At 55.5% G+C, this 12,991-nt stretch carries 8 protein-coding genes; 2 read left to right on the top strand and 6 right to left on the bottom strand.

The features are described 5' to 3' along the window. Positions 1-2: 2 nt before the first annotated feature. Positions 3-3,110: a putative selenate reductase subunit YgfK gene (gene ygfK / locus WN53_RS18680; protein WP_024485736.1), complete on the bottom strand. Its 3,108-nt coding sequence runs from the start codon at positions 3,108-3,110 to the stop codon at positions 3-5. 468 nt (positions 3,111-3,578) lie between these two features. Here ygfK and yqeC point away from each other — a divergent pair, with 468 nt between their 5' ends. Further along, positions 3,579-4,355 (top strand): selenium cofactor biosynthesis protein YqeC, encoded by a 777-nt coding sequence (gene yqeC, locus WN53_RS18675; RefSeq protein WP_024485737.1) that lies wholly within the window; start codon positions 3,579-3,581, stop codon positions 4,353-4,355. Between the two features lie 28 nt (positions 4,356-4,383). Then, positions 4,384-5,973, top strand: coding sequence for a selenium-dependent molybdenum cofactor biosynthesis protein YqeB (gene yqeB / locus WN53_RS18670; protein WP_024485738.1), 1,590 nt, complete (start codon positions 4,384-4,386; stop codon positions 5,971-5,973). A gap of 60 nt (positions 5,974-6,033) precedes the next feature. Here yqeB and arcC read toward each other — a convergent pair whose 3' ends face one another. The 5 genes from arcC to ygeW all read right to left on the bottom strand — a co-directional run bounded on the left by arcC (position 6,034) and on the right by ygeW (position 12,800). Beyond that, complete coding sequence (gene arcC, locus WN53_RS18665) at positions 6,034-6,966, bottom strand: carbamate kinase (protein ID WP_024485739.1); 933 nt, start codon at positions 6,964-6,966, stop codon at positions 6,034-6,036. Between the two features lie 185 nt (positions 6,967-7,151). Next, positions 7,152-8,552, bottom strand: coding sequence for a dihydropyrimidinase (hydA, locus tag WN53_RS18660; protein WP_024485740.1), 1,401 nt, complete (start codon positions 8,550-8,552; stop codon positions 7,152-7,154). A 375-nt stretch (positions 8,553-8,927) separates the two neighbouring features. Beyond that, on the bottom strand, positions 8,928-10,145 hold the full coding sequence (locus tag WN53_RS18655) for a YgeY family selenium metabolism-linked hydrolase (RefSeq protein WP_046808163.1): 1,218 nt from the start codon (positions 10,143-10,145) through the stop codon (positions 8,928-8,930). Positions 10,146-10,345: 200 nt separating this feature from the next. Next, positions 10,346-11,539: a diaminopropionate ammonia-lyase gene (gene dpaL, locus WN53_RS18650; RefSeq protein WP_024486333.1), complete on the bottom strand. Its 1,194-nt coding sequence runs from the start codon at positions 11,537-11,539 to the stop codon at positions 10,346-10,348. Between the two features lie 73 nt (positions 11,540-11,612). Further along, positions 11,613-12,800, bottom strand: a complete 1,188-nt coding sequence (gene ygeW, locus WN53_RS18645; protein ID WP_024486332.1) for a knotted carbamoyltransferase YgeW — start codon at positions 12,798-12,800, stop codon at positions 11,613-11,615. Positions 12,801-12,991: the final 191 nt, after the last annotated feature.

Raw genomic sequence — 12,991 nt, 5'->3', positions numbered from 1 at the left:
GATTACACCTCCACCTGGCCAAGGAGATAATGATGATGAGTGTGCACATGGCTGATAATGCGGCACATCTCCTCCAGTTCCGACGGCACGTGCTCAAGCTGGCCGTCTCTATCGATCTGCAGTTGGTAAAGCTTGCCGCCCTGCCGTACGCTGACCTGCGCGCCATCCACCAGGAACCCTGGATTGGTGCTGTTGGCAAAGTCCTGCGGCAGGCTGTAGATCGTCACCTTGTCTTTGTATGGCTTACCCTGCCATGGGCAGAACTGGGCGCAGTTACCGCATTCGTTGCAGTAGGCGTCCAGGTGCAGGGTCTGGAAACGATCCTGGAAGCCCGGTATGGCAATCGACACGTTGGCGCGGTTCGGGCAAACGTCGACGCATTTGCTGCACACGTAGTTACATTCCAGGCAGCGCTGGGCTTCTTGGGCAACAAAGGCTTCGCGCTCGGTTTTATCCACCATCGCGACTGAAATAGTGCCTTTGCGGCGATAGATTTCCGCCGGATCGACGTTGGACCAGTATTTGTCGGCGTGATGGGTTTTGACGTTCTCCCGCGCCAGCACGGTTTCGGCGGCGTTGCGGGCGCTACCGATGGCAGCAACAATGGATGACGGGCCACGCTGCACGTCGCCGATCAGGAAAACGTTAGGCCGGGTGGTTTCGCCGGTGGCGGTGTTGACCTGCGGATAGCCCGCATCATCCAACGGTACGCCCAGCTTATGCAGCACTTCCTCATCAGCCTGCTCGCCAATGGCGGTGATCAAGGTATCCATCTGCAGCGTCAAGGTCTGTTCGGTGGCGACCGGGCGACGGCGCCCCTTCTCATCCGGCTCTCCCAGCGCCATCGCTCTGGCCGTCAAGGTACCGTTGGCATCAAAGTGTTCCGGGTTGGTGAGGAACATAAACTGCACGTTGTCCTCTACCGCCTCCTGATACTCTTCGCGGTAGGCTGGCATCTCTTTGAGCGTGCGACGGTACAGCACGGTGACGTCCTGCACACCAGGCACTTTCAACGCGGCCCTGGCACAGTCCATTGCCGTGTTACCGGCACCGACCACGGCCACGTGTTTGCCCAGGTTCATCGGCTTACCGAGGTTGAAATCGCGCAGGAACGGCAAAGATTTGTGGACGTTGCGGTTATTGCCCGCCAGCTTCACGCCGCTGTTTTTATCGGTGCCGATACCGATAAACACGTAGTCAAAGCCCTGTTGTTGCAGCTTGTCGACGGTCAGATCGGGATCGCAGCCATAGACCATCTTCACGCCGTGTGCAGCCACGAAGTCGATATCGTGCTCGATAAGCTCCGCCGGGATGCGGAACTGTGGAATGATGTTTTTCACCACCCCGCCCGCATTGGCCTCGCGCTCAAACAACGTAACCTGATACCCGGCCCGTGCCAGGAAGTACCCAGCGGACAGACCCGCCGGGCCAGCACCCAAAATGGCGACCGGACGTTTGCTGCCAGAGCCTGCCGGTTTATGCCAGCGGCGCTGATACTCATCCCAGCCCTTCTCCAACGCCACTTTTTTCAGTTCGCGGATGTTCAGCGCGCTGTCGTAATCAAGACGGGTGCAGTTGTACTGACACTGGTGATCGCAGATATGCCCGGTAATGGCTGGCAAGGCGTTACGCTGATAAATCAGCTCCAACGCATCGGCATAGCGCTGTACGCCCAGCAGCCGGATATATTCCGGGATATCCTGTTTAATGGCGCAGGCGGTGACGCAAGGAGCCACGTAACAGTCAATCATCGGCAGTGGGCCACCAGCGTCGATGCGATCCGTTGATTTCCAGTGTTTCTGGGTGTATTCCATGCTGACGGCTTTGTCTGCCAGCGCTTGCAGCTTATCGACATCGATGCGCGTCATCTGCCAGCTATCGGAAGCGTCCAGCTCTTGCATGCATTCCGTCAGGCGTAAATAACCGCCGGGCTTGAGCAGATCGGTGGCCATGGTGATTGGCCGGATGCCGGTGTCAAAAATCTCGCGAACGTTAAACTTGCTTGCCCCGCCGGAATAGGAAATCGGCAGTTCCCCGTTGAATTCACGGGAGAGAACCGCCGCCACGTTGATGGAAAGCGGGAACAACGCGCGCCCGGACATATACATCTCTTCGCCCGGCAAGGCGCCTTTATGGTTGATAGCCCCCAGGGTATTGGTCAATTTGACCCCGAAGCCCAACTGGTGCTGTTTCCCCAGGGCGGTCAGGCGGTGCAACATCGCGATCGCCTGCTCCAGTTTGAGATCGTGCTCGAAAGATTCTTCTTTCAGCCCGACATAATCAAATCCGCAGTTGTCCAGAATGGAACGCACACGCGGATAACCCAGCAGCGTCGGGTTTAATTTTACAAAGGTATTGAGCCGTTTTTCCTCCAGCATATAGCGGCAGATGGCTTCAATTTCATCTGGCGGGCAGCCGTGCATGGTCGAAAGGGTAATACCGCTGACCAGTTGCGCTGGAATATGCTCTGGCAGCTGTGCCAATGCCCCACGTTGGTTGGATAAGGCGAACTGGCTAATAAAGCCCTCGTCCTTAACCCATGCGGCAAGAATATGTTGATACTCGGCATATTTCGGGTGCTGTGCAGAATCCATCATGTTATGGATAAAGTCCTGCATCGGCGGCTGTTTAATCCCGTCGAGGTTATAACCCACGCTCATATTGAAGATGAAGGATTTACTTTCCCCCTTGGCCCGTGGATCAAACATCTCCTCCAGCAGGTGCAGGGCAAACCAGGCTTTTAAATATTCATCATAGGCTTTGAGCAGCGTGAACTCGGTCGACCATTCGGTGTTGAAGCATTCGTCTTCGGCATCGATACAGGGCTTTTCCAACTCCAGCCGATCGAGGATCTGCACGGTTTTCAATTCGATAAAGCGCCCACCGGTCAGCCAGGAGACGATAATATTCTGCGCCAACTGAGTATGCGGGCCCGCGGCCGGGCCAAGCGGCGTTTCACAACTTTCGTTGAAGACGTTAATCCGCCGATCGTCATGTTTACGATAAAACTGCTTTTCTGGAATACCAAAAATAGACCGGCTCTCATGATATTCATCGAAAATCCGGGTTAACAGCGCCTTGAACGGAACGGGACGCATTAAATCTCCCATAGCTTTATCTCCTTGCGACGAAATGCCTGAATGATGAGTGAGTAAAAACCTGAGGACGGTTTTTCACATCGGTTATGCATAACGCAGCAACAATCAGGCCAAATCTCCCCACGGGGTTGGGCAGCGGTTAAATTCGTGAGGCAGTTCTAATTGTTAATTTTATTTGTGAACGGGCTCACAATCGCAAGTGAGAATAAAAATCAGTGCCGGTAGTCACTTAATCATCACGGCTACGCTAATGGAATCAATTATCAAAAAAACATCGCCAGCTATCACTTTGATACGGCCAAATAGCACTTTGGTTAAAAACGAGACCGCAATCGATAAAGTATGAATGTTTGCCAAATAGCGATTACATCAAGGTTGTTTGCGATTAAATCGGCAATCTATCCTGAAAAAACCGCATATTGGTTATCGGTTAAATCACCGTTATATCTCCCGCTTTCTGACTCACAAAACAGGCTATTTATGACGCCCAGCTTCAAAGAATTATTCAGTGAGGAATATCACCGCCTTGAGCAAGGGCAACCGCTGCTGATCGCCCTGATTGGGGCCGGGGGGAAAACCAGCACCCTGCACTGGTTGGCGCAAGCCTTTTATCACCAGGGCAAGCGCGTGCTGTTCACTACCACCACCAAGATGTACCGGCCTACCGCTGCCAACTACCACCACCTGTTGATAGGCCAACCACCCACCACCAGCAGCACCCCGGCCATTACCGCCTGCTTCGGTCATTATCAGCCGCAGGATAACAAGGTTATCGGGTTAACCTCCGAGCAAATCGACGAAATCAAACAGCATGGTGCCTTCGATGTGATCCTGGTCGAAGCGGACGGCTCCCGAGGGTTACCCCTGAAAGCCCCGGCAAGGCATGAACCTTGCATCCCCTCCCGTAGTGATTGTGTTATCGCGCTAACCGGAGGCCAGGTGATCGATCGTCCCGCAGACCCACAGCAAATTCACCGCTGGGCGATTTTCTCAGCGCTGACGGGGGTCGGTGCCGGTGAAGTACTGGATCATCGGGTATTCGACACCCTGATCGCTCACCCTGACGGAATGTTCAAAGGTACGCCGCCGCAGGCACGACGAGTTTGGCTGATCAATCAGGCTTCTCATTGTGATAATCAACCGGCTTCCCGCTGGCAACCGCTGCTGCGGCCAGAACTGGCGCTCAGCGCCATCTGGTTTGGCGCAGTGCAGGAGACCCCTGCGATCCACCACCTGATACGGCGCTTAACACGATAATATTTCTGAGGTTATTGACGAGGTCATAATGAATATCTTCGCCGAAGCTGCACGTTTAGAAGAAGAAAACCGGCCCTTTGCGCTCGCCCAGATTATCGAAAGCCGTGGCTCTACACCGCGCCATTCGGGGCAAATGCTGGTGATGGCCGATGGTGGCTGTATTGGCACTATCGGTGGTGGCATGATCGAACGCCTGGTGATCGAACAGGCAATTGCCGCCATTGCGGAGCGCAAGGCCAGGGTGTTTCACGGTCGCATGGCGCGCACCGGGCAGGATGCGGTAGGCTCGGACTGTGGAGGCGCAATGTCGGTGTATATCGACGTGCATGGCCTGCGCCCGCGCCTGATATTGATCGGTGCCGGGCACGTCAACCGCGCCATCGCCAACGCCGCCAAGCCGCTCGGCTTTGATATTCACGTTGCCGATATCTACCCGGCCAGCCTCGACCCGGCGCTATTTCCAGTGGGCACCACTCTGGTTCATGGCGAGACCTTCCCGGCGGCCATCGACAAGATGAATATTGATCCGGCCAACTTTGTGATTATCGCCACCAACAATCAGGATTGCGAGGCACTCAACGTGCTGATCGAGCAACCGCTGCGCTATCTTGGTTTGCTCGCCAGCCGCCGCAAGGTACAGACCTTTACCCAACAGTTGCGCCAGCGCGGTGTGGAAGATGAGAAGCTTGCCAGGCTGCATGCCCCGGTCGGCTATAACATCGGCGCAGAAACGCCAGAGGAAATCGCCATCAGCGTGCTGGCAGAACTGTTGCAAGTGCGCAACCAGTCCGCTGGCGGGCTGATGAAAAATGACATCCGCTTAACGCGCGACAAACTGGTGGTGATCCGTGGTGCAGGCGATATCGCCACCGGCGTGGCGCTGCGGCTGTTTCATGCCGGTTTTCAGGTCATCATGCTCGACATTGCCCAGCCGACCGCCATCCGCCGGACGGTGGCATTTGCCCAGGCGATGTTTGACGGCAAAACCTGCGTGGAGGGCGTCACCGCCTGCCTGGCCAACGACGTCAACGAAGCCTTCGACATCATCAACCGCGGCGAGATCCCGCTGTTGGTTGACCCAGAGACCCGCAGCCTGGAGCAGCTCAAACCTCGCTTTCTGGTGGATGCCATTCTGGCCAAGCAAAACCTGGGGACCCACCGCAATATGGCGCCGTTCACCGTGGCCCTTGGTCCTGGCTTCAACGCCGGGCAGGATTGCGATGCGGTGATCGAAACCAATCGCGGCCACGCACTAGGACGAGTAATTTATCAAGGTTACACCCATCCCAATACCGGTATTCCCGGCAATATCGCTGGCCACACCACCCGCAGGGTGATCCGTGCACCAGCCGATGGCGTTATGCAATGTCGCGTCGCTTTGGGGGATTTGGTACAGGAGGGGGATGTAGTGGCCAACTGCGGCGAGGTGCCGGTGATTGCGCCGCTTTCCGGTATGGTGCGCGGTTTGTTGCATGATGGGCTGGAGGTTAAGACCGGTACTAAAATCGGTGATATCGACCCACGCGGTACGCTGGCGGATTACACCACGGTGTCAGATAAAGCTCGGGCCATCGCCGGGGCGGTGCTTGAAGCCATTATGAAACTTGGGCGCAGATAGCGATTGTTGACTCACAAGGGGTGCAGTATGCAGCGCCTCTTGTGAGTCTGGTGTCTGTGATTAATGGCTAATCACCGTGCCGGTTTTGCCTTCAATGCCCTGCTGAGCCTTGCTCAATACCGTGATTAACGCCTGACGCCCTGGCTTGGATTCGGCAAACGCCACCGCCGCCTCTACCTTCGGCAGCATTGAGCCTTTGGCAAAGTGCCCTTCTTCGATAAAGCGCTGGGCATCGGCAATGCTCAACTGCTCCAGCCATTGCTCATTCGGTTTGCCAAAATTGATCGCCACCTTTTCCACCGCGGTGAGGATGATCAGCATATCGGCATCGATCATCTCTGCCAGTTTGGCACTGGCCCAGTCTTTGTCGATCACCGCGCTGGCTCCCCGCAGGTGGTTACCTTCGCGGATCACCGGAATACCGCCGCCCCCCACGGTGATCACCACCTGCCCGGCCTCCATCATGGCGCGTACCGTTTCTTTCTCCACGATGTCGATCGGCTTGGGCGAAGCCACAACCCGACGGTAACCACGGCCCGCATCCTCTACCATGTTGTAACCGTTCTTGGTCAGTTGACTGGCTTCGGCCTTGGTAAAGAACGAGCCAATCGGCTTGGTGGGATTGAGGAACGCCGGATCGCTGCCGTTAACGATCACCTGGGTGATCAGCGTGGCTACCGGCTTGACGATATTGCGATCGAGCAACTCTTCACGCAGGGCGTTTTGCAGGTCGTAACCTATATATCCCTGGCTCAACGCGACGCACACCGACATTGGCAACATCGGCGTATGGGCCTCACTTTTTGCCGCCGCCTCAAACGCCAGATTGATCATACCCACCTGAGGGCCATTGCCGTGGGTGACCACCACCTGATGGCCGTGCTCGATTAAATCGACAATCGCCTGCGCGGTGGTTTTGACCGCCTGCATCTGTTCCTCCAGGCCCTCACCCAATGCGTTACCGCCCAATGCCAGAACTATTTTCTTGTTCATTTTGATCCTTATTGATTAGTGCAACGTATGACTCCCCTCACCCTAACCCTCTCCCCAAGGAGAGGGGACCGTCCGTGCCACGTTGTTATTGCGGTGTCTCACTTCAACATTTTACTGGACACAACACCGTACAACTCCCTCGCCCTATGGGAGAGGGTTGGGGTGAGGGGCAACACAAGACTCTGTTACCCCATTTTTGCCGCGATCTGGGCATTGAAAGGTCGACGACGCAAGAACTGCCCGTATCCCTGCCGCCCGGTAAATTCGCCATTGCGAGCTACGATTTCACCTCGGCACATCGTCAGCACCGGCGCGCCCTGGCACTGAAAACCTTCATAAGGCGAATAGTCCGCATTGTCATGAAGCCGCGCGTGGTTGATAACCGTGGATTGGCGCGGATCAAAGATCACCACGTCGGCATCAGCGCCTGGGTTTAGATTGCCTTTACGCGGCCACAAGCCGAACAACCGCGCCGGGTTGCTGCTGGTGAGCGCCACAAAGCGTGAAGGGGAAATCCGCCCGCTCATCACCCCATGAGAGAACAGCAGCATCATGCGATTCTCGACCCCAGGCAGGCCGTTCGGGCAGCGGGTAAAATCCCCCGCCGCCATTGCCTGCCGTTGGTGATAAGGGAAAGTGCAGTGATCGGTGGCGACGGTATCGATAGAACCGTCGGCAATGCCTACCCACAGACGATCCAATTCACGCTGGTCGCGCAGCGGTGGGCTGAGGATGTATTTCGCCCCATCTTCGCGCAGGTAACATTGTTCATTGAGCAGCAGATACTGCGGGCAGGTTTCTACCCACACCGGTTGGCGCTGTTGGCGTGCCAGACGTAAATAATCCAGCCCCAGACCATTAGATAAATGGACGATGTACAGCGGCGCGTTGTCTGCCAGATGGGCCAGATTGATCATCCTGCCAATCGCTTCTGCCTCACATTCCAACGGGCGGCTTAATGCATGGTGGATCGGTGCTGTTTTACCGGTAGCCACCAGCGCAGCACGGCGCAGAGCAATCGCTGCATCGTTTTCCGGGTGGACAGTAGTTAATGCCCCAACCTGCCGCAGTTGCCCCAAGGCCCGCAGCACGTCGGTATCATTAATCTTGTAGAAGTAGGTCAGATACAGCTTAAAACTGCTGATCCCTTCGTCATGCACCATGCTGGCCATCTCTTTGAGAATGCCGTCGTCGATATGCTGGATCACGCCGTGAAAGCCGTAATCGATCGCCGCATTGCCGGCCGCATACTGGTGGTAGACGTTGAGCTGATGATGGAGGTTGCAGCTCGCCGGACCAAATCCCATATGATCGATAATGGTGGTGGTACCGCCGCAGGCCGCCGCGCGCGTGCCACTGAAAAAATCGTCGCAGCTGCGGGCGATGCCGACATCGATATTGAAATGGGTATGGACATCGATACCACCGGGCATGACGTAACAACCGGACGCATCGATAACTTCACACTGGCTATCGGCTTCGATCGCCGTGTCGCGCTGGCAGATCACCCCGTTTTCAATCAACAAATCCTGAGCGTACTGCCCGTCGCTATCAACCAGAATGCCGTTCTTAATTAGCTGCTTCATTGCTGGCACTCCATAAAAAAATCCGGCGGAGGGTGCCGGGTATATTGCTGTGTGATGCTTGCTGGGTGCTGGATAGGCCCCTCACCCTAACCCTCTCCCACAGGGAGAGGGAACCGATCGAATTCGCGGATGTTTTAGCGTTCTTCCTGGAGAAGCAGAGGCTCGCCTACTACATCACCCTCGTTACAGATGAAATTTGCACATTTGAAAACCACTCGACACCAGCTCCCTCTCCCTGTGGAGACCGATCGAGTTCGCTGATTTCTATGTGTAATATCTTTCCTCTTGTACCCCACTTTCCGAAGCTGCACGGACCAATCACAGGCTCCGGACAGCTCCCTCTCCCTGTGGGAGAGGGTTGGGGTGAGGGGTCGCTTATTTATCCAACTCTTCCAGATAAGCCAAAGGCACGGCGGCATACATAGCCGCGCAAGTCACCAGATGGTCTTTCCAAGTTTTCTCGTTCGGCGCGTGGGCTTCAGGCTCTTTGCCCGGGCCAAAACCGATCACCGGAATACCGTGACGCCCCATGATAGAGACCCCGTTTGTAGAGAAGGTCCACTTATCCACCACCGGCTGCTTCTTGAACAGACCTTGATAGGCCTTGCTCAGGGTTTTCACCGTGATGTGATCTTCTTCGACCTTCCAGGTTGGGAAGTAGCATTCGGTTGGATACACCAGACCGGTGTAGGACGGACGGCTATAGTCATACATCGACACGACCGCCTTGGCAGCCTGTACCGCTGGCAACGCACGGATCTCGTCCAACGCCCCTTCCCAGGTTTCGCCCCAGGTCAGGCGACGGTCGATGGAGACCGCACAGCTGTCTGCTACCGCGCAGCGGCTAGGTGAGGTGAAGAAAATCTCTGAAACGGTCAACGTGCCTTTGCCCAGGAAATCGTCATTGCCCAAGTTGCCGGACAGCTGTTGCAGTTCGTTGAGGATTGGGCCCATTTTGAAAATGGCGTTATCACCGCGCTCCGGTGCCGAGCCGTGGCAGCTGATACCTTGCACATCCACGCGGATTTCCATACGGCCACGCTGGCCGCGGTAGATCTGGCAGTCGGTCGGTTCGGTGCTGATCACGAACTCTGGGCGGATGTTGGATTGCTCAATAATGTACTGCCAGCACAGGCCGTCGCAGTCTTCCTCCTGCACGGTGCCGGTCACCAGCAGCGTATACTGATCTTCCAGCCCCAGATCCTTGATGATTTTGCCCGCGTAAACCATGGAAGCCATGCCGCCTTCCTGATCCGATGCGCCACGGCCACCGATGATCTCGTCGTTTTCCATCCCCTGATACGGGTCAAAGGTCCAGTTCTTGATGTTGCCGATGCCGACGGTATCGATATGCGCGTCCATCGCAATCAGGTGTGGGCCGTGCCCGATATAGCCCAGTATGTTGCCCATCGGGTCAATCTCAACCTTGTCGAACCCGACCTTCTCCATCTCTTTCTTGATGCACAGCACCACCAGCTTTTCGTCACAGCTTTCACTCGGGATGGCGATCATGTCCCGCAGGAAGCGCGTCATCTCATCTTTGTATTGGTAGGCTTTCTCTAACACCAATTCGAAAGGAATTTGCTTTGCCATTGTATTTTTTTCTCCAATTTTTTATTACCCCTCGCTACTGCGAGAGGTTGAGTAAACTCAGAATTCGGCCTTGATGCCCTATGGATTTCGAGTTGCAGCTAGGCGCCAAGCTATCTCATCCCCAGGAGCTTACTTTTGTAAGTGACTGGGGTGAGATAGTGCAGGTAACAACGCTGCAGCTTGAAAGACGACGGGTATGCTCAGACGGGATGCTTCCCTTCCCACACCACTTCGCGATAGTGCTTCACGTCGGTATCGCCCTCGGAGCTGATCAACAGCACTACCGACTGGCTATCCAGACCGAGTTTTTGCATCAGTTGCGCACGTTGCGGACTGTGATGCACCGCTGCCAGTACGCCCAACCCCACGGCACCGGATTCGCCGGAGATAATGCGCGGGTCGTTACCCAGCGGATTACCCAACACCCGCATCCCTAACGCCGCCACGCTGTCCTGGCAGGAAATAAACTGCGTGGCGCAGTTACGTAGCAGCGGCCAGCCCAAGGGGTTAGGCTCACCACAGGCCAGACCGGCCATGATGGTGGCCATATCGCCGCCCACGTTGACGATTTCCCCTTTTACCCCTGAGCGATAAACGCAATCGGCCAGCTCGGGTTCGACGATCACCGAATGCAGCTTATCCGCACCAAACACATCGACCAGATAGCCCAGCACGCCTGCTGCCATCGCCCCGACACCGGCCTGTAACAGCACATGGGTTGGCCGCTCGATCTGCATCTGCCGCATCTGTTCGGCCGCTTCGTCTGCCAGCGTGGCGTACCCCTGCATGATCCAGGTTGGGATCTTGGTGTAGCCTTCCCAGGCGGTGTCCTGCACCACCTGCCAGCCGCGTTCCTGGGCCGTTTTCATGGTCAGGCGCACGGTATCGTCGTAGTTCATATCGGTGACGATGCACTCGGCACCCAGGTTGAGAATGTGATCCACCCTCTCCTGTGCCGAACCTTTAGGCATATACACCACCGCATGCTGGCCCAGCTGTTGCGCCGCCCACGCGACACCCCTACCATGGTTGCCGTCGGTGGTGGTGGCGAAGGTCATCTTCTCGGTCGCCGTGGTTTTAAACTTTTCAAAAGAAAACGCATTAATATCAATCTGGTACTTTTCACACAGCAGCTGGGCAATGGCGTACGCACCGCCGAGCATCTTGAAGGCGTTTAAGCCAAAGCGTTTGGATTCGTCTTTGACCAGGATTTTCCGCACGCCAAACAGCTGAGCGAGATCGTCCAACGCGCATAACGGCGTTGGCTGATAACCCGCGATCTTTTTATGAAACTCGCGCGCTTTCTGCGCTTGCGCCTTAGAGAACAGAGGGGAGGTTTCGCCGTTAAAATAACGGTTATCCTCTATCGCCACTTTCAATGAAAAAACCGACATAACCGCTACCTCTTCTGGTCGCATTAATCTTCACCGTGCAGGGACACCGCCCGGTATCCCTGACCAGGTAAATTTATTTAATGCGTTTTTCTGCTTCTTTCAGTAATTGATCCAACACCAGACCTGGGTTGGAGAATTTGCGCGCCATAATCATCGCCGCGATGATATAAGGCTTCCAACTGGCTTCCTTATAGGTGGCAATACGGTACTTCTCGAATACGCTGGCACAGACTTCCCCTTCACTGCAGGATACGTCGGTGATGTCCGCTGGCAGGCAGTGCATATAGAGCGCTTCGCCGCCTTTGGTCAGCTTCATCATCTCTTCGGTGCAGTGCCAGTTTTTGTAGTAGGCGTTTTGCGCCAGGCACTGTTGCTCCAGCGCCTTGAGGCCCGCGTGATCGTCGGCACGCAGTAGATCGGTACGCTGCTCCATAACCTTGTACGGCGCCCAGGATTTCGGATAAACGATATCCGCACCCTGGAAGGCTTCGGCCATCGAGGTCACCTGCTGGAAGCTGCCACCGGAAGCGGCGGCGTTGTTCTTCGCCACTTCGATCACGTCCGGGATCAGGTCGTAACCTTCCGGATGGGCCAGCGTCACCTTCATGCCAAAGCGGGTCATCAGGCCAATGATGCCCTGCGGCACCGACAGCGGTTTGCCATAGCTGGGTGAATAAGCCCAGGTCATGGCGATCTTCTTGCCTTTCAGATTTTCCAGGCTGCCAAAGTGCTCCTGTAACCACGCCAAATCAGCCATCGCCTGCGTTGGGTGATCGATATCGCACTGCAAGTTGACCAATGCCGGGCGCTGTGGCAGCACGCCCTTCTCGAACCCTTCATCCAGCGCGGCACCCACCTCACGCATATAGGCGTTGCCGGCTCCCAGATACATGTCGTCACGGATACCGATGGCATCCGCGCAGAAGGAGATCATGTTGGCCGTTTCACGCACCGTCTCCCCATGGGCGATCTGCGATTTACCTTCATCCAGATCTTGCTGCACCAATCCCAGCAGGTTGAGCGCTGAGGCATAAGAAAAACGGGTACGCGTGGAGTTATCACGGAAGATGGAGATGCCTAAGCCACTGTTGAAAATCTTGGTGGCAATGTTTTCTGAGCGCATGGTTTTCAGCGATTCCGCCAGCTTGAGCACCAGTTCCAGCTCGTCACGGCTCTGTTCCCACGTCAGTAAAAAGTCCTTTTGATGTAAATTGGACTTTAACGCGCTTATTTCCTTAATTAACTGGTTAACTGTTCTCATCTTTGCCCCTAAATAGAGAGTGTGGTGGTGATCCGTTAAAACAAGTGCCTAACCTCGGAATAACAAATACGCTTTTTCAGCGTCTGGCTACAGGACAATCAATAAGCGTGCCAACAAGGGGAAAGTTAAGCTACGTAACATAAAACTGCGGATTATTATGATGACGATCACATAAAACGGGAGTTTCGGGG

It is taken from the genome of Serratia fonticola, assembly GCF_001006005.1.
Taxonomy (GTDB): Bacteria; Pseudomonadota; Gammaproteobacteria; order Enterobacterales; family Enterobacteriaceae; genus Chania; species Chania fonticola.
The sequence above is the reverse complement of the archived record's forward strand: the minus strand, read 5'-3'. Positions and strand labels throughout refer to the sequence as shown.

Excerpts from the sequence above, each read along its gene's own strand:
- arcC (WP_024485739.1), bottom strand. The coding sequence starts at position 6,966 with ATGAACAAGAAAATAGTTCTGGCATTGGGCGGTAACGCATTGGGTGAG.
- WN53_RS18655 (WP_046808163.1), bottom strand. The coding sequence starts at position 10,145 with ATGGCAAAGCAAATTCCTTTCGAATTGGTGTTAGAGAAAGCCTACCAA.
- ygfK (WP_024485736.1), bottom strand. The coding sequence starts at position 3,110 with ATGGGAGATTTAATGCGTCCCGTTCCGTTCAAGGCGCTGTTAACCCGG.
- hydA (WP_024485740.1), bottom strand. The coding sequence starts at position 8,552 with ATGAAGCAGCTAATTAAGAACGGCATTCTGGTTGATAGCGACGGGCAG.
- yqeC (WP_024485737.1), top strand. The coding sequence starts at position 3,579 with ATGACGCCCAGCTTCAAAGAATTATTCAGTGAGGAATATCACCGCCTT.
- dpaL (WP_024486333.1), bottom strand. The coding sequence starts at position 11,539 with ATGTCGGTTTTTTCATTGAAAGTGGCGATAGAGGATAACCGTTATTTT.
- yqeB (WP_024485738.1), top strand. The coding sequence starts at position 4,384 with ATGAATATCTTCGCCGAAGCTGCACGTTTAGAAGAAGAAAACCGGCCC.
- ygeW (WP_024486332.1), bottom strand. The coding sequence starts at position 12,800 with ATGAGAACAGTTAACCAGTTAATTAAGGAAATAAGCGCGTTAAAGTCC.